Origin of the sequence: Massilia norwichensis (assembly GCF_024753245.1) — a bacterium.
GTDB lineage: Bacteria > Pseudomonadota > Gammaproteobacteria > Burkholderiales > Burkholderiaceae_D > Telluria > Telluria norwichensis.
This window is the reverse complement of sequence record NZ_JANUGX010000024.1, coordinates 53,462-80,225: the sequence shown is the minus strand read 5'-3', so window position 1 is coordinate 80,225 and position 26,764 is coordinate 53,462. Positions and strand designations below refer to the sequence as shown.

Annotated in this window: 22 protein-coding genes; 9 read left to right on the top strand and 13 right to left on the bottom strand. The window is 64.4% G+C overall.

Features of this window, described 5'->3' with window-relative positions:
- Positions 1 to 91: 91 nt before the first annotated feature.
- The 4 genes from NX782_RS18670 to NX782_RS18655 all read left to right on the top strand — a co-directional run bounded on the left by NX782_RS18670 (position 92) and on the right by NX782_RS18655 (position 7,020).
- The gene (locus NX782_RS18670; RefSeq protein WP_258846983.1) at positions 92 to 1,099 is read left to right on the top strand and encodes an alpha/beta hydrolase; all 1,008 of its coding nucleotides are present in this window, start codon (positions 92 to 94) and stop codon (positions 1,097 to 1,099) included.
- 45 nt (positions 1,100 to 1,144) lie between these two features.
- Positions 1,145 to 2,926 (top strand): ABC transporter substrate-binding protein, encoded by a 1,782-nt coding sequence (locus tag NX782_RS18665; RefSeq protein WP_370661810.1) that lies wholly within the window; start codon positions 1,145 to 1,147, stop codon positions 2,924 to 2,926.
- A 171-nt stretch (positions 2,927 to 3,097) separates the two neighbouring features.
- Complete coding sequence (locus tag NX782_RS18660; protein WP_258846982.1) at positions 3,098 to 5,860, top strand: TonB-dependent receptor; 2,763 nt, start codon at positions 3,098 to 3,100, stop codon at positions 5,858 to 5,860.
- A 92-nt stretch (positions 5,861 to 5,952) separates the two neighbouring features.
- A complete protein-coding gene (locus tag NX782_RS18655; protein WP_258846981.1) occupies positions 5,953 to 7,020 on the top strand; it encodes a S66 peptidase family protein in 1,068 nt (355 codons plus the stop codon).
- Between the two features lie 13 nt (positions 7,021 to 7,033).
- Here the strand turns inward: NX782_RS18655 and NX782_RS18650 are convergent, their stop codons facing one another.
- Together NX782_RS18650 and NX782_RS18645 are read right to left on the bottom strand one after the other, a co-directional pair.
- A complete protein-coding gene (locus NX782_RS18650; RefSeq protein ID WP_258846980.1) occupies positions 7,034 to 7,573 on the bottom strand; it encodes a PaaI family thioesterase in 540 nt (179 codons plus the stop codon).
- Between the two features lie 66 nt (positions 7,574 to 7,639).
- Positions 7,640 to 8,548, bottom strand: coding sequence for a LysR family transcriptional regulator (locus NX782_RS18645; protein WP_308633024.1), 909 nt, complete (start codon positions 8,546 to 8,548; stop codon positions 7,640 to 7,642).
- Positions 8,549 to 8,649: 101 nt separating this feature from the next.
- Here NX782_RS18645 and NX782_RS18640 point away from each other — a divergent pair, with 101 nt between their 5' ends.
- A complete protein-coding gene (locus NX782_RS18640) occupies positions 8,650 to 9,666 on the top strand; it encodes a zinc-binding alcohol dehydrogenase family protein (RefSeq protein WP_258846979.1) in 1,017 nt (338 codons plus the stop codon).
- Here NX782_RS18640 and NX782_RS18635 read toward each other — a convergent pair whose 3' ends face one another.
- From NX782_RS18635 to NX782_RS18605, 7 genes are all read right to left on the bottom strand, one after another.
- Entirely contained in the window at positions 9,667 to 10,203 is a 537-nt protein-coding gene (locus NX782_RS18635) for a GNAT family N-acetyltransferase (protein WP_258846978.1), read from the bottom strand.
- A complete protein-coding gene (locus tag NX782_RS18630; RefSeq protein ID WP_258846977.1) occupies positions 10,200 to 11,327 on the bottom strand; it encodes an acyl-CoA dehydrogenase family protein in 1,128 nt (375 codons plus the stop codon). The genes NX782_RS18635 and NX782_RS18630 overlap by 4 nt, the downstream gene beginning before the upstream one ends.
- Positions 11,328 to 11,364: 37 nt before the next feature.
- A complete protein-coding gene (locus NX782_RS18625; protein ID WP_258846976.1) occupies positions 11,365 to 12,033 on the bottom strand; it encodes an SDR family oxidoreductase in 669 nt (222 codons plus the stop codon).
- 104 nt (positions 12,034 to 12,137) lie between these two features.
- A complete protein-coding gene (locus NX782_RS18620; RefSeq protein WP_258846975.1) occupies positions 12,138 to 13,337 on the bottom strand; it encodes an acetyl-CoA C-acyltransferase in 1,200 nt (399 codons plus the stop codon).
- A complete protein-coding gene (aceK, locus tag NX782_RS18615) occupies positions 13,334 to 15,169 on the bottom strand; it encodes a bifunctional isocitrate dehydrogenase kinase/phosphatase (RefSeq protein ID WP_258846974.1) in 1,836 nt (611 codons plus the stop codon). Before aceK ends, NX782_RS18620 begins: the two co-directional genes overlap by 4 nt.
- A 238-nt stretch (positions 15,170 to 15,407) precedes the next feature.
- Positions 15,408 to 16,592 (bottom strand): isovaleryl-CoA dehydrogenase, encoded by a 1,185-nt coding sequence (locus NX782_RS18610; protein ID WP_258846973.1) that lies wholly within the window; start codon positions 16,590 to 16,592, stop codon positions 15,408 to 15,410.
- A 245-nt stretch (positions 16,593 to 16,837) separates the two neighbouring features.
- Entirely contained in the window at positions 16,838 to 17,263 is a 426-nt protein-coding gene (locus tag NX782_RS18605) for a MerR family transcriptional regulator (protein ID WP_258846972.1), read from the bottom strand.
- A 124-nt stretch (positions 17,264 to 17,387) separates the two neighbouring features.
- On the opposite strand from NX782_RS18605, the gene NX782_RS18600 reads away from it, so the two are divergent.
- From NX782_RS18600 to NX782_RS18590, 3 genes are all read left to right on the top strand, one after another.
- The gene (locus tag NX782_RS18600) at positions 17,388 to 18,440 is read left to right on the top strand and encodes an MBL fold metallo-hydrolase (protein ID WP_258846971.1); all 1,053 of its coding nucleotides are present in this window, start codon (positions 17,388 to 17,390) and stop codon (positions 18,438 to 18,440) included.
- Between the two features lie 279 nt (positions 18,441 to 18,719).
- Positions 18,720 to 19,130, top strand: coding sequence for a hypothetical protein (locus NX782_RS18595; protein ID WP_258846970.1), 411 nt, complete (start codon positions 18,720 to 18,722; stop codon positions 19,128 to 19,130).
- Between the two features lie 168 nt (positions 19,131 to 19,298).
- On the top strand, positions 19,299 to 19,472 hold the full coding sequence (locus tag NX782_RS18590) for a hypothetical protein (RefSeq protein ID WP_230026923.1): 174 nt from the start codon (positions 19,299 to 19,301) through the stop codon (positions 19,470 to 19,472).
- A gap of 1 nt (position 19,473) precedes the next feature.
- Here NX782_RS18590 and NX782_RS18585 read toward each other — a convergent pair whose 3' ends face one another.
- The 4 genes from NX782_RS18585 to NX782_RS18570 form a co-directional block, all read right to left on the bottom strand.
- Positions 19,474 to 20,061 carry a UbiX family flavin prenyltransferase gene (locus tag NX782_RS18585; protein ID WP_258846969.1) on the bottom strand — a complete coding sequence of 196 codons (588 nt, stop codon included), beginning with the start codon at positions 20,059 to 20,061 and terminating at the stop codon, positions 19,474 to 19,476.
- Positions 20,054 to 20,377: a Grx4 family monothiol glutaredoxin gene (gene grxD, locus NX782_RS18580; RefSeq protein WP_258846968.1), complete on the bottom strand. Its 324-nt coding sequence runs from the start codon at positions 20,375 to 20,377 to the stop codon at positions 20,054 to 20,056. Before grxD ends, NX782_RS18585 begins: the two co-directional genes overlap by 8 nt.
- A 157-nt stretch (positions 20,378 to 20,534) precedes the next feature.
- Positions 20,535 to 20,981 (bottom strand): GNAT family N-acetyltransferase, encoded by a 447-nt coding sequence (locus tag NX782_RS18575; protein ID WP_258846967.1) that lies wholly within the window; start codon positions 20,979 to 20,981, stop codon positions 20,535 to 20,537.
- An 8-nt stretch (positions 20,982 to 20,989) separates the two neighbouring features.
- The gene (locus tag NX782_RS18570) at positions 20,990 to 23,353 is read right to left on the bottom strand and encodes a Tex family protein (protein ID WP_258846966.1); all 2,364 of its coding nucleotides are present in this window, start codon (positions 23,351 to 23,353) and stop codon (positions 20,990 to 20,992) included.
- 298 nt (positions 23,354 to 23,651) lie between these two features.
- Between NX782_RS18570 and NX782_RS18565 the strand changes: the two genes are divergently transcribed.
- Positions 23,652 to 26,762, top strand: coding sequence for a DEAD/DEAH box helicase (locus tag NX782_RS18565; protein WP_258846965.1), 3,111 nt, complete (start codon positions 23,652 to 23,654; stop codon positions 26,760 to 26,762).
- Positions 26,763 to 26,764: the final 2 nt, after the last annotated feature.

Sequence of the window (26,764 nt, the reverse complement as noted above, 5' to 3'; positions counted from 1 at the left end):
ATTGTGCAGCGGAGAGTATAGGCGCAGTGCAAGCTGCCATGATGAAAGAATGCGCCGAGGCTATGTGAAAAAGTTATGGTAGCCTTTCGGCATGCACAGACCAGGCGTCACTTACCGCGGTACATCGCACCGCTTCGTCCTCGACAGCGAACTTCTCCGGAACAATCCCCTCGGCGATCCGGCCGCACGCGAACTCTTCGTGTACACGCCGGCCCATGCCCCTGAACGGCTGCCCCTGCTGGTCGACCTGCCGGGTTTTAACAGCGCCGGCCCCGACCACGTCGTCCGCCGCAACATCGGCGAAAACGTGCCGGAACGCCTGGACCGGCTGATCGGCAGTGGCGCGATGCCGCCCGTCGTGGTCGCTTTCCCCGATTGCATGACCAGCCTCGGCGGCAACCAGTACATCAACAGCGCGGGTACCGGCCGCTACATGGATTACCTGGTCGACGAGGTGTTGCCCTTCGTGGAGAGCCGGTTCGGCTGCGGCGGTCCTGGCCGGCGTGGCGTGTTCGGCAAGTCTTCCGGCGGTTTCGGCGCCCTGAGGCATGGCATGGCGCGGCCCGACGTGTGGTCGGCCGTGTCCTGCAATTCCGGCGACATGGACTTCGAGTCGGTGTACCGCATGGGTCTGTACGCGGCGGTGCGCACGCTCGAACGCTTCGACTATTCGGTAGAGCGTTTCTTTGCCTGTTTCGACACGGCGGACAAGGCGACGCCGGACGAGAAGAGCTGCCGCATGCACCTGGCGCTGGCCGCGACCTACGACCCGGATCCGCAGGCTTACCGGGGCATTCGCCTGCCTTGCGACCTGCGCACCGGCCAGTTCGATGCGCGCCGCTGGGATGCCTGGCTGGCCCACGATCCGGTGCGGGCGCCCGAGGCCTGCCTGCGTAACCTGCAAAAGCTGGCCTTGCTGTGGATCGATTGCGGCGTGCGCGACCAATATTTCCTGAACCTCGGCGCGCGCCAGTTCAGCCGGCGCCTGGCGCAGCTGGACATCGCCCACGTCCACCAGGAATACCCGGACGAGCACCTCGACGTCGATTACCGCATGGACCGCTTCCTGCCCGCGCTGGCGAAGGCGCTGAGCCAATAGGATGGTTGCCTGCGCATAAGTCCTCGGCCTATGATACCCACCATCATGCCGAAACTCCGCTTCCTCGCCGCCACCGCGCTGGCTGTCTCCTTCCTGCATTTGCCGATACAAGCAGCCGAGCCCAAGGTGCTGCACATGTTCCTCTCGACCAGCGAAGCCGGTCTCGATCCGGCGGTCGGTTCGGACCTGGCCAGCCTGTCGCTGCTGGAAAACCTGTTCGATCCCTTGCTGCGCTACGACTACCTGGCGCGTCCGGTGAAGCTGCAGGGGAATACAAGCACCGGCCTGCCGACGGTCGAGGATGGCGGCCGCACTTACACCTTCCGTCTGCGCCCCGGCATTTATTTCACGCCGGACCCGGCCTTCAAGGGCAAAAAACGCGAAGTCACGGCCGAGGACTATGTCTACAGTTTCAAACGCCTGTACGACCCCAGCCTGCGTTCGCCCTTCGGCTATATCTTCGACGGCAAGCTGGCCGGCGACGAAGCGCTCAAGAAGCATTTCAGTTACGCCACCGAGATCCCGGGCCTGCAGGCGCTCGACCGCTACACGCTGCGCATCCGCCTGAAGGAACCGGACAATAATTTCCTGTTCTACATGGCGATGCCGGCGGCCTCGGTGGTCGCGCGCGAGGTGATGGAGGCCTACCCCGGCCAGGCCGGCAACCACCCGGTTGGCACCGGTCCCTTCATGATCGGCGAGTGGAAGCACAGCGACCGCCTGGTGCTCTTGCGCAATCCAGAGTCCAGCGCCGTCTTCCATACGGACCTGGGCCCGGCCAACGATGCCGGCGACAAGGCCATCGCCGCCGCCCTCGAAGGGCAGCGCCTGCCGCGCGTGGACCGCGTCGACGTGAAAATCGCCGAGGAATTCCAGGGCCGCATGCTGGGCTTCCTGAACAGCGAATACGATTACCTGGAGCAGGTGCCGGAATCGATGACGGAAATGGTCATCCAGGACGGCAAGCTCAAGCCCGAGCTGGCGGCGCGCGGCATGCAGCTCTACCGCTTTCCGGTGCTGCAGACCTACTACATGTGGATGAACATGCAGGACCCGGTGGTCGGCGGCTACACCAGGGACAAGGTGGCGCTGCGCCGGGCCATCTCGCTCAGCTATAACAATGCCGAAGACATCGCCCTGCTGAAGAAGGGTTTTGCGATGAAGGCCGATTCGCCGCTGCCCGCAGGCGTGCTCGGCTATGACCCGAACTACCGCAGCCCGGTGCCTTACGATCCGGCGCTGGCGAATGCGCTGCTGGACCGCTATGGCTACGACAAGCGCGATCCGGACGGGTTCCGGCGCCAGCCGGACGGCACGCCGCTGACCCTGGCGATGAGCAGCGAAGCCACCGTCAGTGGCCGCCTGCGCGACGAACTATGGCGCAAATGCCTGAACGCGATCGGCCTGCGCGTGGTGTTCAAGTCGGACAAGAAGACCGAGATCATCAAGGCTTCGCGCCTCGGCAAGGTGCAGATGTTCGAGAGTAACTGGGTCGCCGACTTCCCCGACGGCGACAATTTCTACCAGCTGCTGTACGGCCCGAATGCGGGCCGCGCCAACTATGCGCGCTTCAACCTGCCGGCCTACAACGAACGCTATGAAAAAGCGCGCGTCCTGCAGGATGGGCCCGAGCGCCAGAAGCTGTATTTCGAGATGAACCAGCTGCTGCACGCCTATAACCCCTGGGTGCCGCTGACCCACGTGCTGTCGGCCGATATTCGTCAACCGTGGCTGAAAAACTACAAACGTCATCCGGTGGAATTCACCCAATGGCGCTATCTGGACCTCAATGTTGCGGAAAGAGCACGCGCTACCCGAGCGAAATGAGAGTTTTGTTGAGTTTTTCCGTAGCTAAACATTCCCTATAGTTATACTCAGCTCCGGATTTTTCATTGGAACGCGCAAATACGTGCGCGTACCCTCGAATTGAAATAATAACGTAATGCAAAGACATTACTTCCCCAAGACATCGCCGCAGCACTACCCAAGGAGAGACGCGTGAAGTTAAAGAAGTTAGCCCAGATGATTGCCCTGATCGGCGTCGTCGGTCCGGCCATTGCACAGGATGTGCAGGCGGACAAACCCATGCAACGCGTCGAGATCACCGGTAGTAGCATCAAACGTATCAACGTCGAGGGTGCGCTGCCTGTGCAGACCATCACCACGGATCAACTCGACAAGCAGGGCATCACCAACGCCGAACAGCTGATGCAGCTGATCTCGGCCAATGGTAACGGCGCCGATAACATGACCTCGGGTAACAACGTGTTCGGCGCCGACGCCGACCGCGTGAGTGGCGGCGCTTCGTTCGCTTCGCTGCGCGGCCTGGGCCCGAGCGCTACCCTGGTGCTGCTCAATGGCCGCCGCGTTGCCGGTTACGGCCTGTCCGGCAAGTCGGTCGACCTGAACACGATTCCGATGTCGGCCATCGCCCGTGTCGAAGTGCTCAAGGATGGCGCATCGGCAATCTACGGCACCGATGCTGTCGGCGGCGTGATCAACTTCATTCTGAAGACCAATTACGAAGGTCTGGACGCGAATATCACGGGTAACTTCACCGAGCATGGCGGTGGCGCACAGCGCCGCCTGTCCCTGATTGCCGGTAAGGGCAACCTGGACACCGATCACTTCAACGTCATGGCCACCATTACCCATGACAAGAACGAGCGCCTGGATTCCAGTCAGCGTGCGTTCGCGAACGGCTTCCAGCCAGGCCGCGGCCTGTCGCCCGACACCACCGGCACCCCGGCTGCCAACCAGCTGACCGGCGCCGGTTCCGCGCTGGGCACCGGTTTCAAGATGCCGGGCGATCCGAACACCTACCTGCAGGCTGGCCTGCTCAGCCTGCAAGGCAAGTGCGACAGCGTCGAAGGCATGTCGCAGTACCAGACCAACCTGTGGAAAGACGTCACCTCGCCGCTGCGCTCGACTTATTCCTGCGCCTACGATTACGGTGGCGATTACGTGATGCAGCTGCCGACCGAGCGTACCAACGGCGTGGCGCGTGCGACTTACCAGATCAACCCGGACCATCGTGTATATGCCGAGGCCGTGCTTGCGCATACCAACAGCCTGTCGATCCTGACCCCGGTCCAGATCTCGGCCAGCTTCGCCTCCGGCAACGCCTATCCGGTGAACGGCCCGTACTACCAGGACCTGTCGGCTTACATCCCGACCTTCGACAAGACCAAGCCGATCCTGTACAAGTGGCGCGGCTGGCCGCTGGGTGACCGTACCCAGAAAAACGTGACCGATACGGCCCGCCTGCTGCTGGCCGCCGAAGGCACGATCGCCTCGAAGTGGGATTACAAGCTGGGCCTGTCGCACAACCAGAGCCGTTCCACGACCGACCTGGTCGACGGCTATGCCTTCACCAAGCCGTTCTACGCCGTACTCGGCAGTGGCGTGGTCAATGTGTTCTCGCCGCCATCCGCCGGCCAGAGCCAGGCCGCCATGGACGCACTGGAAGCCACCAAGTTCTACGGCCGCCTGCAGCACGGCCAGACGACCCTGACCCAGCTCGACGGCTCGGTGTCGGGCCAGATTTTCGACCTGCCGGCCGGTGCCGTGTCGGGCGCGGTCGGTGTCGACCTGCGCCGCGAAAGCTACCAGTTCGCCCAGGACGTGGACGCCACCACCATCCTGCTGGCGCCGGGTAACGCCAACCAGTCCCGTGTCTCGCGCAACATCAAGGCGGTGTATGCCGAAATGATTATTCCGGTCATCAAGAACCTGGAGCTTCAGCTGGCGATCCGCCGCGATGACTACAGCGTGATCGGCGCGACCACGAACCCGAAGGCGGCGTTCAGCTACCGTCCGACCAACTGGCTGATGCTGCGTGGTTCGGCCAACAAGGGCTTCCTCGCACCGAGCTTCGTGCAACTGTATTCCGGCCGCCTGGACCAGGAACTGCCGAACGGTATCATCGACCCGGTCGGCTGCCCGACCCACCCTGGCGATCCGCGTTTCTGCGCGATCGAGCGCCTGAATTACTTCTCGGGCGGCAATCCAGGCCTGCGTCCGGAGACTTCGAAGCAGGGTAGCCTCGGCTTCATCGTCGAGCCAAGCAACAATTTCTCGGTGTCGGTCGACTACTGGGCCGTCAACATCAAGGACCGTATCCTGAACCGTACTCCGCAGGTGATCCTGGCCAATGCCGCCCAGCTGTCGGAGTACATCGTGCGTGACGCGAACGGCGTGATCGACTACGTCAACGCCGGCTGGATCAACGCCGCAGGCCTGAAGACCCGTGGCGCCGACGTCGGCCTGCGCGGCCGCGGCAACCTGCCGGGCGGTTACAAATGGAACGCCTCCCTCGACGGTACCTGGACCCAGAGCTACCAGTTCGCCGAGTTCGAAGGCCAGCCTTACAAGGAATACGTCGGTAACTTCTATACCCGCGACCTGTACCTGCGCTGGAAGCACAACGCCACCTTCACCGTGGCCAAGGGCGACTGGAGCGCAATGCTGAGCAACCTGTACCGCAACGGCTACATGGACCAGGTGCCAAACGCGGGCAAGGGCACGCCGCCGGCAGGCTTCAACCCGCGTGTGGCCAGCTACACCACCTGGGGTCTGTCGGGCACTTATACCGGCCTGAAGAGCACGACGATCACCGTCGGCATCCAGAACCTGTTCGACCGCGATCCGCCGTTCACCGCCCACAACGTGGACGAAGTCGTGGGTGCAGGCTGGGATCCGCGCGTGGGCAACCCGCGTGGCCGTTCGCTGAGCTTCGACGTCAAGTACAAGTTCTTCTGATCGATCGAAGGTGGGCGGCCCGTGCACGGGAAGGCTGGTCCTTTCCGCAGCACGGGCCGTTTTCCATTTCACACGGGGCCAGCATGTCAGGCATGAACAACATCGGCAGGCGGCGCTTCACGGCGCTGATGGCGGCAACGCTGCTGCCCTCTTCGCCGGTCGCAGGCCGGACGCGTGACCGCCAGCTCCATCCTTCCCGTCCCATGACACACCTGATCAAACCGCCGCGCCTGCAAAAAGGCGACCTGGTCGGCCTCATCGCCCCCGGCGGCTATACCAGCGACGCCGCGATCCAGAAGGCCGTGAAAAACATCGAGGCGCTGGGTTTCCGCGTCAAGCCGGGCAACTACCTGCGCGAAGTCTGGGGCAATTACGGCGGCACCGTCGCCGCCCGCATCGCCGACCTGCACGGCATGTTCCGCGATCCGGACGTGAAAGCCATCTGGGCGATCCGCGGCGGCTCGGGCTGCATCTCGCTGTTGAAGCACCTCGATTTCGCGCTGATCCGCAAGCACCCGAAAATCCTGCTCGGCTACTCGGACATCACCGCGCTGCACCTGGCCATCCACCGCCATGCCGGCGTGGTGACTTTCCACGGCCCGGTGGCGTCGAGCACGCCCTCAAGCTATTCGAACGAGCACATGCTGGCGGTGCTGATGGAGCCGCGCGCAAACTACACGATCCCGATGGCGCCTGAAAACGCGCGCCGCGCCGTGCTGGAGCCGCACTACGCGGTGCGCACCGTCCACGGCGGCACGGCCACCGGTCCGCTCATGGGCGGCAACCTGTCGCTGGTGAGCGCGCTGGCCGGCACGCCCTACGCCGCCGATTTCCGGGACAGCCTGCTGTTCGTCGAAGAGGTCAACGAAGAGCCCTACCGCATCGACCGCTGGATGACCCAGCTCGACCTCGCGGTCGGCCTCGATAAGGCGGCCGGCGTCATGGTCGGCATCTGCGAGAACTGCGGGCCGCAGGGCAACGGCTCCTCGCTCACGCTGGACGAAACCTGGGATGTGCACCTGCAGCCGCTGCATATACCCGCCGTCACCGGCTACTCCTTCGGCCACATCCGCAACCAGTTCACGATCCCGGTCGGCGTGCGCGCGACGCTGGATACGGCCGCACAAACGCTGACTCTGCTGGAGCCTGCAGTCAGCTGATTCAGTCAGCTGATTACTTGATGTCGAAGACCAGGCAGGTGGTGGTCGCGTGCGCGTACAGGCGGCCCTGCGCATCGACGATCCTGCCTTCGGCGGTGGCCAGCTGGCGGCCGCAGTGCAGCACCGTGCCGATCGCGCGCAGCGGTCCGCCGTCCAGGCGCGCGCCGCGCACCAGGTTCACGCTCAGTTCGGCCGTCGTGTAGCCCTGGCCGGGTTCGAGCATGGTCTGCACCGCGCAGCCGACCGCCGAGTCGAGCAGGGTGGCGTACCAGCCGCCGTGCACCGTGCCCATCGGGTTCAGATGTTTTTGCTGCGGCATGCCCTGGAAGGTGGCCACGCCGCGCTCGACCTCGACTAAATGAAAATCCAGGGTCTCGGCGATCGGCGGATACGGGAAGCGACCCTCCAGCAGCGCCTGCATGATGTCCAGGCCGCGCATCGAGCGCGCCTGCTCGACCGGCACCACGCCGGCCTGCGCGCCGTTCTCGCGCGCCCGTGCGCGTACCGCGTCCAGTTGCTGCTGCCATTGTTCGATCGTCGCCTGGGTGTCCATGTCCGCTCCTCTTCATGTGCAAAGATGCATTCTGCACCGCCGGCGCAAACTCTGCTGGCGGCGGCTTCAGGCACCCAATAAAGTCTTGCAGCGGCCCACCAGGAATTCGCGCAGCACCCGCACCGCCGGCGACACCTGCTTGCGGTTCGCCACCAGCATCGTCAGCGGCGCGTTGACGCCTTCCCACTCCGGCAGGATCAGGCGCAGGCGGCCGCTGGCCAGGTCCTGGTGGACGTCCAGGCGCGAGCGGTAGCAGATGCCCAGGCCTGCCAGCGCCCAGCGTTTGACGATCTCGGAATCGTCGGCCACGCGGTCGCCCTGCACCAGGATCTCGATCTCTTCATCGCCCTTGCGGAAGCGCCAGCGGTCGTTGACGGTTTCGTCGAGCATGAAGCACAGGCAGTTGTGCTGTTCCAGTTCGCGCGGCGAGGCCGGCATGCCATGGCGCGCCAGGTAGGCCGGCGAAGCGCACAGCACGCGCCGGTTCTCGGCCAGCAGCGGCAGCGCCACCATGCTGGACTCCGGCTGCACGCCGAAGCGCAGGGCAATGTCGACCGGTTCCCGATAGATGTTGGCGAGGCGGTCGGTCAGCTGCAGGCGCAGTTTCACGCCCGGGTAGCGCGCCTGGAAATCGTTCAGCCAGGGCAGGACGACATGGCGCCCGAGATCGGACGGCATCGAGATCTGCAGCTGGCCTTCGATCGCATCCTGGCCGGCGCGCACCTCATCTTCCGCTTCGCGCAGGCCGTCCAGTAAAGCCTTGCTGCGCCCGAGCAGGCGTTCGCCGGCCAGGGTCAGGCGCATGCTGCGCGTGCTGCGGATGAACAGCGCCACGCCGAGATCCGCCTCCAGCCGCTTCAGGCTGGCGCTGGCGACGGCCGGGGAGGTTTCCAGCAGGCGCGCGGCCGCGGACAGACTGCCCCGCTCGGCGGTGGCGACGAAGGTTTCCAGATCCTGCAGGTTGCGGATTTTCAAAGCATTGTTGAAAGTGATTTCGGGATTGCCCAGTTTATCAAAAAGCCGGGACTGGTCAGAATGGTATCCATCGCAATATCAATCAACACAGGAGCCTGCACATGAAAGCCATCGGATACCAGAACAACCTTCCCGCCACCGACGCCGCATCGCTGGTCGACATCACGCTGCCGGACCCGGTCGCCCAGGGCCACGACCTGCTGGTCGAGGTGCGCGCCGTGTCGGTCAACCCGGTCGACACCAAGGTGCGCAAGAGCGCCAAGCCTGAAGAAGGGCAGTGGAAGGTGCTGGGCTGGGATGCGACCGGCATCGTGAAGGCGGTCGGCCCCGACGTCACCCTGTTCCAGCCGGGCGACCGCGTCTGGTACGCCGGCTCGATCGCCCGCGCCGGCAGCAACAGCGAACTGCAGCTGGTCGACGAGCGCATCGTCGGCCGCATGCCGGCTTCGCTCGACTTCGGCGCCGCCGCGGCGCTGCCGCTGACCGGCCTGACGGCCTGGGAGATGCTGTTCGACCGCCTGCAGGTGCCGACCGACGAAGAAGGCAAGGGCAAGACCGTGCTGGTGATCGGCGCGGCCGGCGGCGTCGGCTCGATCCTGGTCCAGCTGGCGCGCCAGCTGACCCAGCTGACCATCATCGGCACCGCCTCGCGCCCGGAAACGCAGGACTGGGTGCGCGAACTGGGCGCCCATCACGTGATCGACCACAGCAAGCCGCTGGCCGAGCAGATCGCCGCCGCCGGCCTGAGCGCGCCGGAATACGTGTGCAGCCTGACCCACAGCGACCAGCACTTCGACCAGGTGGTGGAAGCCATCGCGCCGCAGGGCAAGTACAGCCTGATCGACGACCCGGCCACGCCGATCGACATCATGAAGTTCAAGCGCAAGGCGATCTCGCTGCACTGGGAGCTGATGTTCACCCGTGCGCTGTTCACGACGCCGGACATCATCGAACAGCACAACATCCTGACCCGCCTGGCCGAGCTGGTCGATGCGGGCACGATCCGCACCACGGCCAACGAGAACTACGGCACCATCAATGCGGAAAACCTGCGCCGCGCGCATGCGATGATCGAGTCGCATCAGGCGCGTGGGAAGATTGTGCTGGAAGGCTTCTGATCAGCGCAGCCGGTAGCGCATATAGCTGAGATCATGGCTCACGCCATCGATCTCCAGCATGTCCTCGATCCGCGCCGTCATCGCAAACCCTGCACGCAGGTAGAGCGCGACGGCCGGGTGATTCTCGGCCAGCACCTCCAAATCGACCCATTTCAGGCCGTCCTGCTGGCGCGCCCAGTCGATGGCGGTAGCGAGCAGCTGCGCACCCAGGCCGCGCCGCCGGTAGGCGCGGTGCACGCCCATCCCCAGCATCGCCCGATGCCGCGCACCCGGCTCCGGCCGCGCACGCAGGTCGACGTGGCCGGCGATCGAGCCGCGCGCATCCAGTGCCAGCCACAGGCGGCGCCATCGCGGTTCGCCGACCGAAATGGCCAGGCCATCGACGAACGACGCTTTCAAACCGGGCGGCAGCTGCGACTGCGCCCGCGAGAGCGGCTGGAACAGCGGCGTGCCGTCCGCGCCGTTGTCGCGCAGGTGGTCGTCGAGATAGACGAAGAAGGCCGGCAGGTCGGCCGCCTCTGCCGGCCGGATCTTCACAGCGCCCGCGCGATCAGGATTTTTTGAATATCGCTGGTGCCTTCGTAGATCTGGCACACGCGCACGTCGCGGTAGATGCGCTCGATCGGGAAATCGGCCACGTAACCGTAGCCGCCGAACACCTGCATCGCGCTGGAGACGACCTTTTCCGCCATCTCGGAGGCGAACAGCTTGGCCATCGCCGCTTCCTTCAGGCAGGGCAGGCCGGCATCCTTCATCGAGGCCGCGTGCAGGATCAGCTGGCGTGCCGCTTCGATCTGCATCGCCATCTCGGCCAGGCGGAACTGCACGGCTTGGTGGTCGAAGATCGCGCTGCCGAAGCTGGTGCGCTCCTTGGCGTAGGCAAGCGCCGCTTCATACGCCGCGCGTGCCATGCCGACCGATTGCGAAGCGATGCCGATCCGGCCGCCCTCCAGGCCGGACAGGGCGATCTTGTAGCCTTGCCCCTCTTCGCCGATCAGGTTCTCCGCCGGGACGCGGCAGTTCTCGAACACGATCTGCGCCGTGTCCGAGGAATGCTGGCCCATCTTGTGCTCGATGCCGGCGACGATGTAGCCGGGGGTATTCGTCGGCACCCAGAACGCGCTGATGCCCTTCTTGCCCGCGGCTTTGTCGGTGACGGCCATGACGATGGCGACGTCGCCGTTCTTGCCGCTGGTGATGAACTGCTTGGTGCCGTTGAGGACGTAGTGATCGCCATCGCGGGTGGCCGTGGTGCGCAGTGCGGCGGCGTCGCTGCCGGTGTGCGGTTCGGTCAGGGCGAAGGCACCCAGCATCTCGCCCTGGGCCAGCGGGCGCAGCCATTTTTCTTTTTGCGCCTCGTTCGCATACATCATCGCGATCGAGCATACCGGGCAGTTGTTCACCGAGATGATGGTCGAGGTGCCGCCGTCGCCGGCCGCGATCTCTTCCAGCACCAGGGCCAGCGACACGTAGTCGAGGCCCGCGCCGCCGTACTGCTCCGGCACCGCCACGCCGAAGGCGCCCAATTGCGCCAGTTCCTTCAGCTCATCCTTCGGAAAATAGTGTTCGCGGTCCCAGCGGGCCGCTTGCGGCGCCAGGCGCTCCTGCGAATAGCTGCGCAGGGCGTCGCGGATCATCTGGTGTTCTTCGCTTAAGATCATCTTGTCTCGTGTGTCGTTATCGTTATTCAGTGATGGCTTACCACGCGATCGGCGTGCCGTCGTGGTTGAGAAAAGCGCCGTTCTGCGATGCATTCGCAGCCGCCAGGGTCGCGCGCAGCGTGCGCACGCTTTCCTCGACGCTGAGCGGGGCGCCGGCGCCGCCCATGTCGGTCTGCACCCAGCCCGGGTGGAAAGTCAGGCAGGTCACGCCCTGCGGTCCGAAGCTCAGCGATGCATCCTTCAGCACCGAGTTCAGCGCGGCCTTGCTGGCGCGGTACAGCGAACCGGAAGCGCTGTTGCGCTCGCCGATGGAGCCCATGCGCGAAGAAATCACCGCCAGCTTGCCGCGCGCGTTGGCGACCAGCGGGCCGACGATCGGCAGCAGGCGCATCGCCGCCAGCACGTTGGTGTGCATGACGCTGTCGAACTCCTGCTGGGTCGGGAAACCGTCGTGGCGCGGACCGTAGACGCCGGCCACCAGCCAGGCATGGTCGATCTTCTCGTCGTCCAGTTTCCAGCCCAGGCCGCCGATCGCTTCCGGATTGGTCACGTCGAGAGGGTAGCATTCGGCGCCGAGCTGGCGCAGTTCTTCGCAGTCTTCCGGTTTGCGGGCGGTGGCGATCACGCGCCAGCCGTCGGCGCGGTACTGGCGCACCATTTCGTGGCCGATGCCGCGCGAGGCGCCGATGATGAGGGCGGTGGACATGGAATTCTCCTTGGGCGGGTGTTCGAAACCGCCAGCATAGCGTAGGGTGGGCACACCGTGCCCACGCGAACGCCGAACGTGGGCACAGTGTGCCCACCCTACGATCAGATCATCTCGATCGCCATCGCCGTCGCTTCACCGCCGCCGATGCACAGCGAAGCCACGCCGCGCTTGCCGCCGGTCTTCTTCAGCGCGCCCAGCAGGGTGACGACGATGCGCGCGCCCGAGGCGCCGATCGGGTGGCCCAGTGCGCAGGCGCCGCCGTGGATGTTGACCTTGCTGTGCGGGATGTCGAGGTCGCGCATGGCGGCCATCGGCACCGCGGCGAAGGCTTCGTTGATCTCGAACAGGTCGACGTCGCCGGCCTTCCAGCCGGTCTTCTTGAACAGCTTCTGCATCGCGCCGATCGGGGCGGTGGTGAACAGGTTCGGTTCCTGGGCGTGGGTGGCGTGGCCGATCACGCGGGCGATCGGGGTCAGGCCCAGTTCCTTGGCCTTCGATTCGCGCATCATGACCAGCGCGGCGGCGCCGTCGTTGATCGACGAGGACGAGGCGGCGGTCACGGTGCCTTCCTTCTTGAATGCCGGACGCAGCGACGGGATCTTGTCGACCTTGGCCTTCAGCGGGCCTTCGTCCTTGCTGATGATCTGCTCGCCCAGGCGATTCGCGACGCTCACCGGCGCGACTTCCCAGTCGAATGTGCCGTCGGCGTTGGCGTTTTGTGCGCGCTTGACCGACTCGATCGCGAAGTTGTCCTGGTCTTCACGGGTGAACTGGTAAGTGGCGACGCACTCTTCGGCGAAGGTGCCCATCGAACGGCCTTCGCCGGTCTTCTCGTTGCGCGAGTAGGCGTCTTCCAGGCCGTCCAGCATCATGTGGTCGAACATCGGCGCGTGGCCGATGCGGTAGCCGCCGCGTGCTTTCGGGATCAGGTAGGGGGCGTTGGTCATCGACTCCATGCCGCCGGCGACGACGATGTCGGCGCTGCCGGCCACCAGCTGGTCGTGCGCGAAGATCGCGGCCTGCATCGCCGAACCGCACATCTTCGACAGGGTCACGGCGCCGGTCGACAGCGGCAGGCCGGCCTTGATCAGCGCCTGGCGCGCCGGGGCCTGGCCCTGGCCGGCCATCAGGCAGTTACCGAAGTAGACGTGTTCGACGGTTTGCGGGTCGACGCCGGCGCGCTCGACGGCGGCCTTGATCGCCACCGCGCCCAGGTCGCTGGCGGTCTTCGAGGAGAAATCGCCCTGGAAGGCACCCATCGGGGTACGGGCTGCGCCGACGATAACGACTGGATCATTCATTGTATTGTCTCCAAACAGGAAGTTGACGGACTGGCCGCCGGGTTGGTCTTGTTGATAAAGCGGATCTGCTGCGGATACGGGAACACGTCCTCGACGATGCCCGCCTGGATGCGCTCCTTGTGCGACTGCCACCAGGCGCGCTGGAGCAGCTCGGCGTGATGCTGCATGAAGATGGTGCGGATTTTCGGATTCCCAAGCAGGAAGCGTTCGAACTGCTCGGGAAAGACGTCGTGTTTTCCAACTGGGTACCACGGCTCGGCCGCCATCTCGTCCTCCTCGTTGCGCGGGGCCGGGATGTCGCGGAACTGGCAGTCGGTGAGGTACTCGATTTCGTCGTAATCGTAGAACACGACGCGGCCCTGGCGCGTGAGGCCGAAATTCTTGTACAGCATATCGCCGGGGAAGATATTCGCCGCCACCAGGTCGCGGATCGCATTGCCGTATTCGATCACACCGTGTTCGAGGCGGGCCTGGTCGTTGGCGCGTTCCGCGTCCTGCAGCCACATATTCAGCGGCACCATGCGGCGTTCGATGTAGAGGTGCTTGATGATGATGCGGTCGCCCTCGATGGCAAGCAGCGAGGGCGCGTCGCGGCGCAGCTGCTCGAGCAGCTGGTCCGAGAAGCGCGCCAGCGGGAAAGCCACGTCCGAGTATTCCAGCGTGTCGGCCATGCGGCCCACGCGGTCGTGGTGCTTCACCAGCAGGTACTTTTCCTTGATCTGCGCGCGCGTGGTTTCCTTCGGCGGCGGGTAGCGGTCCTTGATCACCTTGAACACGTAAGGGAAGGACGGCAGCTCGAACACCAGCATCACCAGGCCGGGAATGCCGGGCGCGATGCGGAACTCGTCCGAGCTGTGCTTCAGGTGCTGCAGGAAGTCGCGGTAGAACAGGGTCTTGCCCTGTTTTTGCAGGCCGAGCAGCGTGTAGATTTCGCTGCGGGGCTTCTTCGGCATCAGGCTGCGCAGGAACTGCACATAGCTCGACGGTACCTCCATGTCGACCATGAAGTAGGCGCGCGTGAACGAGAACAGGGTCAGGATCTGGTCCGGTTCGGTGAGCACGGTATCGAGCACGAGACCTGACTGCGTGCCGTCGCCGCCGTGCAGGACCGGAATCACGAACGGGGCTTCGCGCGCGCCGTTGATGGCACGGCCGACGATGTAGGCGCCCTTGTTGCGGAAGAACAGGCTCGACAGGACGTGCAGCTGCTGGTTCGGCTCCATCCTGTCCAGGCCGAAGCGTTCGATCATGCGCTGCTCGACCAGGGCGACATCGCGATCGAGGTCGGCGAAGGGACAGGCCAGTTGAAAATTGGTGACGATGCGCCGCAAGGCGAAGCGCAAGCCGTCCGCGGCCGGGTAGTAGACGCGGTAGGTCGGCTGCGGTTCTTCGGTCTCGATGTAGTCGGTCGAGACGGCCGGGCGCACGAAGATGAATTCGTTGCGGTAGTAACTGCGATGCAGCAGGCGGCAGCTGACGGAATTGAAAAAGCTTTCGGCCAGCTCGGGGCGCTTGTGGCCCTTGAGCAGGCCGCTCAGTAGCCCGATAAAGTGCAGTTTGGTCTCGCGCCAGGTATCGTCGTTCAGCTCCTCGGGCGCGTAGTCGTCCTCGAGGATCTGCACGCATTCCTGCACGCGCTTGTCGTAGAAATCGATGCGTTCGCGCGCGGCGCGCTGGGCGGTGGCCCAGTCGGCCCGCTCGAAATGGCCCTTCGCGGCCTGGCTGGCCTGGCGGAACAGCGCGTAGTGACGGTCGAAGCCGTCCAGGATGGTACGCGCGATGTCGAAGGCGATCTGCGACGAGAGCAGTTTGGGGAAACTTGCCTGTGTCATCGGTGTTCTCGCGCGCGTTGGAAAGAGTGAGCGGATATTGTAATCGCTACTAGTACGTCGTTCCCGCGGAGGCGGGAACCCATTCTGAAGATCCGGCATCGTTGCCGGCGTATTCATCGCACACTCAGCATGGATTCCCGCTTTCGCGGGAATGACGGTTATACGGTGCGGGCTGGCGGCGGCCTTTGCAGCTCTATCGCCAGCCCGCGTCTCCTCTCCGCTCTCGCCTTGAAGCTCGTTACGCGGTTTCGCCGAACAGCTCGCGGCCGATCAGCATGCGGCGGATCTCGCTGGTGCCGGCGCCGATTTCATACAGCTTGGCGTCGCGCCACAGGCGGCCGACCGGGTACTCGTTGATGTAGCCGTTGCCGCCCAGGGTCTGGATCGCTTCGCCCGCCATCCAGGTGGCCTTCTCGGCGCTGTACAGGATGGCGCCGGCGGCATCCTTGCGCAGGGCGCGCACGGCGGCCGGGTTGTCGGCGCGGTCGCAGGCCTGGCCGACCGCGTACACATAGGCGCGGCAGGCCATCATGGTCGAATACATGTCGGCGATCTTGCCCTGCATGAGCTGGAACTCGCCGATCGCCTGGCCGAACTGTTTTCTCTCGTGGATGTAGGGGACGACCACGTCCATGCAGGCCGACATGATGCCCAGCGGGCCGCCGGACAGCACGGTGCGTTCGAAGTCCAGGCCCGACATCAGCACGTTGACGCCTTTGCCCACGCCGCCCAGCACGTTCTCGACCGGCACTTCGCAATCCTGGAACACCAGTTCGCCGGTGTGCGAACCGCGCATGCCCAGCTTGTCCAGCTTTTGCGCGATCGAGAAGCCCTTGAAACCTTTTTCGATCAGGAAGGCGGTCATGCCGCGCGGGCCGGCTTCGATGTCGGTCTTGGCGTAGACGACCAGGGTGTCGGCGTCCGGACCGTTGGTGATCCACATCTTGGTGCCGTTCAGCACGTAGCGGTCGCCCTTCAGGTCGGCACGCAGCTTCATGCTGACGACGTCGGAACCGGCGTTCGGCTCGGACATGGCCAGCGCGCCGACGTGCTCGCCCGAGATCAGCTTGGGCAGGTATTTGCGCTTCTGTTCTTCGTTGCCGTTGCGCTTGATCTGGTTGACGCACAGGTTCGAGTGGGCGCCATACGACAGGCCGACCGAGGCCGAGGCGCGCGAGATCTCTTCCATGGCGACGATGTGGGCCAGGTAGCCCATGTTGGCGCCGCCGTATTCCTCGCCGACGGTGATGCCCAGCAGGCCCAGTTCGCCCATCTTCTTCCACAGGTCCATCGGGAACTGGTCGGTACGGTCGATCTCGGCCGCGCGCGGCGCGATCTCGCTGGCCGCGAACTGTTGCACTGCTTCGCGCAGCGCGGCGATGTCTTCGCCGTGGTCAAAGGTCAAGCCTGGGAGATGCAGCATGTCGTCCTCTCGTTTGTCTCGTGTGTGTCGTTATGGCTGGAATGGCTGAACGGGATGATAGCGCGGAGTGACGTTAACGTAAACGTCAAGGGATGAACCACGTCGTTCCCGCGAAAGCGGGAACCCATGCTGAGTGTGCAGAACAGGGACGCTGGCTATCCCACGGGCTCATTATGGATACCCGCCTTCGCGGGAAGTCGTTCCGGGCAATGCCCGGAACGACGGGTGTAGAAGTAAGCGGTTACTTACGCCGCGCTGCGCTCCTGCGGCTCGACATTGCCATCGGCCCCGGCTTCGGCCAGCAGGCGCCGGCACTCTTCCTCGTGCACCGCGATCTCCGCCAGCGACATCTCGATGTCGGCGCGCTGCTGCTCGAGCGTATCGCGCTGGTGCGACAGCACGCCGAGGAAGCGGTTGATCTGGGCCACGGTGTCCTTGGGCGATTCGTACATGTCGATGATGCTTTTGATCTCCGACAAAGTCAGGCCCAGGCGCTTGCCGCGCAGGGTCAGCTTCAGGCGCGTACGGTCGCGCGGGGTGTAGACGCGGTTGCGGCCGCCCTGGCCTTCGCGCATCGGGCTCAGCAGTCCCTGGTCTTCGTAGAAACGGATGGCGCGAGCGGTGATGTCGAATTCGCGCGCCAGTTCGGCGATGGTGTAGGTAGGGCCCATATTTTTCTGCATGGTCGAAAATCACATAGAATCGCAGTTTGCGCCGACGTTTCCGTTTACGTCAACGTCAATGTTGATTGCATTGTAGCTTGCAGCGCCTGGACCAACACGAAAGATTTTCGGCATGAACCCTCTCGAATCCCAGCTGGCTTACCCCTTCGGCGACACCATCCCGCCGCTCGGCACGGTGCACGACATCGCGCCGGGCTTGCGCTGGCTGCGCATGCCGCTGCCGTTCGCCCTCGATCACATCAACCTGTGGCTGCTGGACGACCGGCTGGAGGGTAGGGAAGGACTGGCGCTGGTCGACTGCGGCGCCAGCACCGAGGCGACCCGTGCCGCTTGGGAGCAATTGTTCGATGGCGCGATGGGTGGGCAAGCGCTGCTGCGCGTGTTCGCCACCCACTGCCACCCGGACCACGTCGGCCTGTCCGGCTGGCTGTGCGAGCGTTTCAGGGCGCCGTTCTGGACCAGCGCCGCCGAGTTCGGCTTTGCGCGCATGATGGCGGCCGCGCTGCCGGGCGTCGACGGGCCGTCGGCCATCCCGCATTTCCAGAAGCATGGCCTGGTCGACGCGGGCATGCTCGAGCAGATGCAGAGCCGCCGCAATTACTATCCCTCGCTGGTGCCGGCCGTGCCGCCTGCCTATACCCGGCTGCAGGATGGCCAGCGCGTGCGCATCGGCGGCCGTGAATGGCGCGTGATCACGGGCTTCGGCCATTCGCCCGAGCACGTCTCGCTGTATGCGGAAGAGGGGAAGATCCTGATCTCCGGCGACATGGTGCTGCCGCGGATTTCGACCAATGTCTCCGTGTTCGCGGTCGAGCCGGAAGGCGATCCGCTCACACAATATCTCGCTTCGCTGGACAAGTTCGCCGGTCTGCCGGACGACACCCTGGTGCTGCCTTCGCACGGCAAACCCTTCCGCGGCCTGCATGTGCGCATCCAACAGTTGCGCGCACACCACGCTGCGCGGCTGGACGAGGTGCGCGCCGCCTGCAGCGAACCGCGCTCCGCAGTTGACATTGTCCCGCTGATGTTCCGTCGCCAGCTCGACGCCCACCAGCTCAGTTTTGCCGTCGGCGAGGCGCTGGCCCACCTGCATGCGCTCTGGTACGCCGGTATCCTCGACCGTGTAACCGGCGACGACGGCATTATCCGCTTCGGATTGCGCTGATCCCGGCGGCTTCAACACCATATTCTGTATTGCAGGCAACCCTTGGGTTGCCTGTTTTTGTTTACACGAGTGCATTCCCCCGAGCAAACGTTTTCTTTTTCCTGTAGGATATTTTTCACACCCGCCTACTCTCTTACCGGAAAGCACAATTATTGCTGGACAGCACTGTGAGAATCGGTCAATACTCACATGTTTGTTACTTTCAGACTTTCGTGCTTTACATAAGGTCTGAACCATGGAGAAACCATGACAGCCTTGCATGAACCTTTAGCACCACCGATGAATTCCACCAATGAGCGTGAGAGCTTTAGCGAGCGTTTGCAGCAAGCGCTAAAGAATGCCCACTACTCGCCGGACAGCCCGACCAGGCTGGCGCGCGAATTTAACATTCGTTTCGAAGGCCGCCCGATCACGGTCCACGCCGCCCGCAAGTGGCTGGTCGGCGAAGCCATTCCGACCCAGGAAAAGCTGCGCATGATCGCCCAATGGCTGGGCGTACCGGCCGACTGGCTGCGTTTCGGCGGTTCCGAGAATACCCCGGCCAACGGCGAAGCTGCCGACGCCTCGGCACGTTTCGAATCGGCCGACGTCAAGCTGATCGCCGACCTGCAGCGCCTGGACGAGCATCACAAGCAACTGGCACGCGAGTTCATCCGCATGCTGGTGCGCATGAATCACCAGTCGAAGTAAGGCCTGTCTATACAAGAACGGCCCGGCCCGGGAGCAATCCCCGGCCGGGCCGTTTCTATTCCATACTGCAATTTATCTTCAAGCGGGCGGCACAAATGGTCGAGTCTCGCGCATAATCTGCTTGTCTCACCTCCAACGTTATCGGTCATATAAGGATGCAGCGCCCTCATGATTAATAACTACAGCAGTACCGCGCAGTTGAAAGACCTCATGACCGCGCCGCCGATGACTGCGGCGCAACACGCAGAAATCATGCGCAAGCGTAATGAGCAGCGCAGGAAAATCGAAGACGCAAGGGAAGCAAGGAAGGAAGAGCAGGAACGCTACGGCGAACGGCGCTGATTCAGGCGTCTTTCATGCCCGCCCAGCGGGGCGCGAGATCGTTCTCGATGCCCAGCAGGTCGATGACGCGCGCAAGCGTGTGGTCGACCATCTCGTCGATGGAGCCCGGCTTGTTATAAAAGCTCGGCAGCGGCGGGAACACGATGCCGCCCATCTCGGTGACGGCCGTCATATTGCGCAGGTGCGCCAGGTTGAATGGCGTTTCGCGCACCATCAGCACCAGGCGCCGGCGCTCCTTCAGGATCACGTCGGCCGCGCGTGCGATCAGGTTGTCCGACAGCCCGTGCGCCACCGCCGCCAGGGTCTTCATCGAACAGGGGGCGATCACCATGCCGTCCGACTGGAACGAGCCGCTGGCGATCGGGGCGCCGATCTCGCGATTCTTGTGCACCACGTGGGCGAGCGCTTCCACGTCGCGCCTTTGCAGGCCGACTTCCTGGTGCAGGGTCAGGGTAGCGGCGTCGGAAATGACCAGATGGGTCTCGACGCCGGGAATCGCGCGCAGCCGCTCGAGCAGCCGCACGCCGTAGACCGCGCCGGTCGCGCCGGTGATGGCGACGACGATCCGGCGTGGCCTCGGATCAGCCATTCTGCTGCTTGCTGATCAGGGCTTGCAATTCGCCGGATTCGTACATCTCGGTCATGATGTCCGAGCCGCCGACGAATTCGCCGTTCACATACAGTTGCGGGATGGTCGGCCAGTTCGAGAATTCCTTGATGCCCTGGCGGACTTCCGCGTCTTCCAGCACGTTCACGGTGGCGATGTTATCGACGCCGCAAGCCTTCAGGATTTGGATCGCACGGCCGGAAAAGCCGCACTGCGGGAACTGGGCGGTGCCCTTCATGAACAGCACGACGGGCGTGTTGGTCACGGTTTCTTTGATCCAGGTTTGTACGTCGCTCATTTGGATTTGCCTTCAGGGTGAAATTAGGTGGATGGCGGCATTTTATAAGAAATCCGCCAGCCAGGTATGCAGTCACTACGCCGTAGGGTGGGCTCCCCGAGCCCACGCTGAACGCTGGTATTGTGCGAACCTCAAGCGTGGGCACGGGGTGCCCACCCTACAGATGCTTGCCCAGGCAGACAGCTTCGGCGCGGCCAACATATTTGCCATAGTTGGGAACGACCCGGTACCCGTGCTTTTCATAGAACGCCACCGCCCGGCCATTCACCCTGCGCGTCTCCAGCCAGACTTCGGCGTAGCCGAAGGCTGCAGCCTGGCGTTCCAGCGCTTCCAATATAAAACGCCCGGCGCCGCTGCCGGGTCGCGCATACATCCGCTTCAGCTCGGCCACGCGCTGCGCCAGCGGCCGCAGTGCGCCGCAGCCCACTGCCAGCCCATCCGCATCGTGGGCGACCAGGAAGCAGGCGCCTGGCCCGCGCACGTCGGCGGCGTCGAAGGAAGCCGTGCCGTCGCTGCCGGTGATCGCCGCCAGCGCCGCGCCCAGTTCGCCGAGCAGCACCCGTGCGGCGGGGCTGTCCGGATCGGCGGATGCGACGGTCGGCACAGCGAGGATTACTTCTTCAGCTTGGCAAACGCCGCCGCCATCGCGCCCCCGCTCGGGGCCGCGGAGCGTTCCTGGCGCTGGTTGTCGCGCTGGTGCTGACCCATCCTCTTGCGGTCGTCGCGGTCGCCGCGCTGCTGGGGCTGCGAACCGGCCTGCGGCGCCGAGTCCGACAGACGCATGGTCAGGGCGATGCGCTTGCGCTTGACGTCGACTTCCAGCACCTTCACTTTCACCACCTGGCCGGCCTTCACCACCGTGTGCGGATCCTTGACGAAGGTATTCGACAGCGCCGAGATGTGCACCAGGCCGTCCTGGTGCACGCCGATGTCGACGAAAGCGCCGAAGGCGGCGACGTTGGTCACCACGCCTTCCAGGATCATGTCCGGGCGCAGATCCGAGATCTCTTCCACGCCTTCCTTGAACGTGGCGGTGGTGAACTCCGGACGCGGGTCGCGGCCCGGCTTTTCCAGCTCCTTCAGGATGTCGGACACCGTCGGCACGCCGAACTTGTCGTCGGCATACCTGGCCGGGTTCAGGGTTTTCACCAGCGAGCCATCGCCGATCACGGTCTTGATGTCGCGCTTGATGTCAGCCAGGATTTTTTCCACGACCGGGTACGATTCCGGGTGCACCGCCGAGGCGTCCAGCGGATTGTCGCCGTTCATCACGCGCAGGAAGCCGGCCGCCTGCTCGAAGGTTTTATCGCCCAGGCGCGGCACTTTCTTCAGCGCCGCGCGCGAGGGGAAGGCGCCCTGCATGTCGCGGTAGGTGACGATGCTCTGGGCCACGCTGGCCGATAAACCCGACACCCGCGCCAGCAGCGGTGCCGAGGCGGTGTTGACGTCCACGCCGACCGCATTCACACAATCCTCGACCACGGCGTCGAGCTGGCGCGCGAGCTGGGTCTGCGAGACGTCGTGCTGGTACTGGCCGACGCCGATACTTTTCGGGTCGATCTTCACGAGTTCCGCCAGCGGATCCTGCAGGCGGCGCGCGATCGAGACCGCGCCGCGGATCGAGACGTCGAGGTCCGGCAGCTCGCGCGAAGCGAATTCGGAGGCCGAATACACCGAGGCGCCGGCTTCCGACACGACGATCTTGGTCAGCTTCAGCTCCGGACGCTGCTTGATCAGGTCCTGCGCCAGTTTGTCGGTCTCGCGCGAGGCGGTGCCGTTGCCGATCGAGATCAGCGACACATTGTGCTTGGCTGCCAGCTGGCCCAGCACATGCAGCGAACCGTCCCAGTCGTTGCGCGGCGCGTGCGGGTAGATGGTGGCGGTGTCGACGACTTTACCGGTCGGGTCGACCACGGCCACCTTGACGCCGGTGCGCAGGCCCGGGTCCAGGCCCATGGTCGCGCGCGGACCGGCCGGGGCGGCCAGCAGCAGGGCCTTCAGGTTGCGCGCGAAGACCTGGATCGCGTCCGTCTCCGCCTTGTCGCGCAAGGCGCCCATCAGTTCGGTCTCGATGTACATGAAGCTTTTTACGCGCCAGGTCCAGCGCGCGGTGTCGAGCAGCCATTTATCCGCCGGGCGGCCGGCGCCCTTGATACCGAAGCGCGCCGCGATCCGGCTTTCGCAGGGATTGTGCGGGGCGTCCCACTTCGGCTTTTCTTCTTCGGTGTCGAGGCGCAGGGTCACGTCCAGGATGCCTTCGCGGCGGCCGCGCATCAGCGCCAGCGCGCGGTGCGAGGGGACCGAAGACAGCGGCTCCGAATAATCGAAGTAGTCGGCGAACTTTTCGCCTTCTTCCTGCTTGCCCTCGACAACTTTCGATTCGACCACGCCGTGTTCCTGCACATATTCGCGCAGCGACTGCAGCAGTTCCGCGTCTTCGGCGAAGCGCTCCATCAGGATCTGGCGCGCGCCGTCCAGCGCCGTCTTGGTGTCCGGCACGCCGGGGTTGTTCACGCCGTCGGCGTTGGTGAAGGCTTCGCGCACATAGCGCGCGGCGGCTTCTTCGGGACTTTGCGACGGGTCGGCCAGCAACGCGTCCGCCAGCGGCGCCAGGCCGGCTTCGATCGCGATCTGGGCCTTGGTGCGGCGCTTCTGCTTGTACGGCAGGTAGAGGTCTTCGAGGCGGGTCTTGTCTTCCGCGAGCGAGATCGCCTGCAGCAGATCCGGCGTCATCTTGTTCTGTTCCGTGATCGAGGCGATCACCGCGGCGCGGCGCTCTTCGAGTTCGCGCAGGTAGCGCAGGCGTTCTTCCAGCAGGCGCAGCTGGATATCGTCCAGGCCGCCCGTCGCTTCCTTGCGGTAGCGGGCAATGAAGGGAACGGTTGCGCCCTCGTCGAGGAGGGCGACGGCGGCGGCCACCTGGGCCGGTTTGGCGGACAGTTCTGAAGCGAGGCGTTGTTCGATCGAAGGCAGCATGGTGCGCAAAATCCGTGAGTCAGGCGAGCAATGATACGCAAACCGGCCGGATGCGCCAGTCTTGACAGCCGCCGCAATCGCCGGAACCGCCCGGATGCCGGCGCTGTCCACCATTTATTGGCCGCGCTCGTTCGTGTGGGGGTGGTGCAAACGCGCGGAAAAGTGTAACTTTTACTCCTTTTGCTCTCTTTCGGGCAGTAAAGATTTCTTGGCAAGGTGCGATTCCGAACAAAACAGAATGGATCGCATCAACGATAATATCGGTTGTTGTTTTTTTTCATACAGACTCGTGAGACCCATGCACACAGTTGATCTTCATCGCGACGACATCAGCGAGGCACCACCTGCCAGAGCGCCTGCCCGCGCTCCGGCCTTGCCCGCTCCCGTGTTGAGCTGGCTGCAAAGGGTCGAAGCGGCAGCACATCCCCAGCCAAAGCTGACCGCGGAAGTCGCCGACCCCAAAGCTGTCCAGTACAAATTCGTTTATGTCATGGCACCGACCAGCGGCGGCCGTCACGTCGCGGTGTGCCTGTGCAAGGCGCGCCTGCGCCCGAACGGCGACGTGGCATCGGCCAGCCCGGTCGGCGAAGTGTTTTCGCTGCTGTCGGCGCCGCCCGCTTACCTGGAAGGCGAGGACGAAGACCTGGTCCGGTTCTTCATCGCCATGCGCAGCGGATCGAACCAAAGCACCAGCGCGACCGAGCCCAAGGGCAAGGTCGGCGCCATCCTGCTCGAGCAGCTGCTCGCGCAGGGCAAGCTGCTGTGGGCCAACTCGTGGTCGGACATGAGCAATGGCCTGCTGTATCCGCTGCAGCAGGGGCCGGTACGCAAGGCCAGCCTGGCCTGGCGCGACGAAGGCCGGGTTGCCAAGCTCGGCTGGTCGGTGGAGCCGGCCAAGGGGGCCACCCACGCCGGCGCCGACCTGGTCGACTACATGCTGCCGACCGATCCGCCGTGGTACATCGACAACCTGTCTTGCGGTGCTCTCGAGCTGAACCGTGGCGGGATCGACATCTCGCTGGCCGACCTGCAGGCATTGGTGGCGCAAGCCCCGGCCCTGGGCGGCAACGACAAGAAACGCGTCTCGCAACTGCTGCTGGCACATGGCCTGCAGCAGCTGATGCCGCTGCCGCAGCCGCTCACGCAGCGCCTGCGCGACGACGTCAAACCGGTGCCGCACCTGCTGCTGGACGCGATTCCGGTGGCCGAGGGTAGCGGCCAGCGCTGGCAGGACTTCGCCGTCCTCGCCTTCGACTACGACGGCCAGCGCATCTCCTTCGACCCGGCCCAGCGCGTGGTGCGCCAGATCGGCGACGTCACCGAGGTCATCGCGCGCGACGAAGCTGCCGAAGCAAAAGCGCTCGACATCCTGAACAAGATGGGCTTCCGCAAGCCGGCCTCGGCGCCACTGAGCTCGTTGTCCGGTGCGCTGCTGATGGACGGCCAGGCGCAATGGCTGCGCTTTGCCGGCAACGACCTCGAATCGCTGGCCGATCTCGGCTGGAATGTGCAGAAGTCGGCCAAGTACCGCTACGACGTGGTGCCGGTCGAGGACTGGTATGCCGACATCGACGAGCCGGCGGAAGCCGGTAACGCCTGGTTCGAGCTGGAACTGGGGATCGTGGTCAACAGCAAGCGCGTGCCGCTGCTGCCGGTGCTGGTCCAACTGATCCGCAGTGCGCCGCTGGATTTCAATCCGGAAGTGCTGGCCGTGCACCAGGAAGCCGACCAGATGCTGGCGACCCTGCCTGACGGCGTGCGCGTGGCGCTGCCATGGGGCCGCGTCAAACCGATCCTGTCGACGCTGGGCGAGCTGTATTTCAACGACAAGATCAAGGCCAAGGTGCGCCTGTCGACGCTGGATGCAGCGCGCCTGGAAGAGCTGGCGCGTGGCGCCGAGTTCACCTGGACCGGCGGCGAACGCCTGCGCGAGACCGGCCGCAAGCTGAGCCAGTTCGGCAAAGTGAAGAAGGTCGACGCCCCGAAAGGCTTGCAGGCGACCCTGCGCGACTACCAGCTCGACGGTCTGGCCTGGATGCAGTTCCTGCGCGAATACGACCTGGGCGGCATCCTGGCCGATGACATGGGTCTCGGCAAGACCGTGCAGACCATCGCCCACATCCTGACCGAAAAGGAAGCGGGCAGGCTCACCAGCCCGGCGCTGGTGATCGCACCGACCAGCCTCATGATGAACTGGATGGAAGAAGCCGCGCGCTTCGCCCCCAGCCTGAAGGTGCTGTTGCTGCAGGGCAAGGAGCGCATGGAGCTGTTCGACCAGATCGACAGCGCCGACATCGTGCTGACCACCTACGCACTGCTGCCGCGCGACGAGGAAAAGCTGCGCGAGCACCAGTACCACCTGGTGATTCTGGACGAATCGCACTACATCAAGAACACCCGCTCGAAGGCGGCGCAAACGGCCGGCTCGCTGAACGCACGCCACCGCCTGTGCCTGTCCGGCACGCCGCTGGAAAACCATCTGGGTGAACTGTGGTCGCAGTTCCACTTCCTGCTGCCGGGCCTGCTCGGCGACGAGAAGACTTTTAATAGTCAATTCCGCCATCCGATCGAACGCCAGGACGATCCGGTGCGCCGCACCTTGCTGAATCGCCGCATCCGGCCGTTCCTGTTGCGCCGCACCAAGGACCACGTGGCCAAGGAACTGCCGGAAAAGACGGAAATGATCCGCCGCATCGAGATCAGCGGCCCGCAGCGCGACCTCTACGAGACCGTGCGCCTGGCGATGGACAAGAAGGTGCGCGAAGAGATCGACCGCAAGGGCGTGGCCCGCAGCCAGATCGTGATCCTGGAAGCCCTGCTGAAACTGCGCCAGGTCTGCTGCGATCCGCGCCTGGTGAAGTCCATGCCGTCGCGCAAAAATACGGCGGCGGTTTCGGCCAAGTTGACCGACCTGATGCAGATGGTCGACGACCTGCTGGGCGAAGGACGCAAGATCCTGGTGTTCTCGCAGTTCACCAGCATGCTGGCGCTGATCGAGGAAGAGCTGGAAGCGCGCGGCATTCGCTATGCGCTGCTGACCGGCGAAACCCGCGACCGCTCGGCGCAGGTGGCCGCCTTCCAGCAGGGCGCGGTGCCGATCTTCCTGATCAGCCTGAAGGCGGGTGGCGTCGGCCTGAACCTGACCGCGGCCGATACCGTGATCCACTACGACCCCTGGTGGAACCCGGCCGCCGAGAACCAGGCCACCGACCGCGCCTGGCGCATCGGCCAGGACAAACCCGTGTTCGTCTACAAACTGATTGCGAAAGGCACGCTGGAAGAAAAGATCCAGCTGCTGCAGCAGAAGAAGTCGGAGCTGGCGCAGTCGATCCTGTCCGAAGGCGAATCGCAGAAGATGGCACTAACGCAGGAAGATCTGCAGGCGATCTTCGCACCGCTGGAAGACTGAAG

Coding starts and splice junctions, on each gene's coding strand:
- NX782_RS18640 (WP_258846979.1), top strand. CDS start 8,650: ATGAAAGCCATCGGATACCAGAACAACCTTCCCGCCACCGACGCCGCA.
- aceK (WP_258846974.1), bottom strand. CDS start 15,169: ATGACACAGGCAAGTTTCCCCAAACTGCTCTCGTCGCAGATCGCCTTC.
- NX782_RS18625 (WP_258846976.1), bottom strand. CDS start 12,033: ATGTCCACCGCCCTCATCATCGGCGCCTCGCGCGGCATCGGCCACGAA.
- NX782_RS18610 (WP_258846973.1), bottom strand. CDS start 16,592: ATGCTGCATCTCCCAGGCTTGACCTTTGACCACGGCGAAGACATCGCC.
- NX782_RS18605 (WP_258846972.1), bottom strand. CDS start 17,263: ATGGGCCCTACCTACACCATCGCCGAACTGGCGCGCGAATTCGACATC.
- NX782_RS18590 (WP_230026923.1), top strand. CDS start 19,299: ATGATTAATAACTACAGCAGTACCGCGCAGTTGAAAGACCTCATGACC.
- NX782_RS18565 (WP_258846965.1), top strand. CDS start 23,652: ATGCACACAGTTGATCTTCATCGCGACGACATCAGCGAGGCACCACCT.
- NX782_RS18630 (WP_258846977.1), bottom strand. CDS start 11,327: ATGATCTTAAGCGAAGAACACCAGATGATCCGCGACGCCCTGCGCAGC.
- NX782_RS18600 (WP_258846971.1), top strand. CDS start 17,388: ATGAACCCTCTCGAATCCCAGCTGGCTTACCCCTTCGGCGACACCATC.
- NX782_RS18570 (WP_258846966.1), bottom strand. CDS start 23,353: ATGCTGCCTTCGATCGAACAACGCCTCGCTTCAGAACTGTCCGCCAAA.
- NX782_RS18665 (WP_370661810.1), top strand. CDS start 1,145: ATGCCGAAACTCCGCTTCCTCGCCGCCACCGCGCTGGCTGTCTCCTTC.
- NX782_RS18670 (WP_258846983.1), top strand. CDS start 92: ATGCACAGACCAGGCGTCACTTACCGCGGTACATCGCACCGCTTCGTC.
- NX782_RS18650 (WP_258846980.1), bottom strand. CDS start 7,573: ATGGACACCCAGGCGACGATCGAACAATGGCAGCAGCAACTGGACGCG.
- NX782_RS18655 (WP_258846981.1), top strand. CDS start 5,953: ATGAACAACATCGGCAGGCGGCGCTTCACGGCGCTGATGGCGGCAACG.
- NX782_RS18585 (WP_258846969.1), bottom strand. CDS start 20,061: ATGGCTGATCCGAGGCCACGCCGGATCGTCGTCGCCATCACCGGCGCG.
- NX782_RS18595 (WP_258846970.1), top strand. CDS start 18,720: ATGAATTCCACCAATGAGCGTGAGAGCTTTAGCGAGCGTTTGCAGCAA.
- grxD (WP_258846968.1), bottom strand. CDS start 20,377: ATGAGCGACGTACAAACCTGGATCAAAGAAACCGTGACCAACACGCCC.
- NX782_RS18620 (WP_258846975.1), bottom strand. CDS start 13,337: ATGAATGATCCAGTCGTTATCGTCGGCGCAGCCCGTACCCCGATGGGT.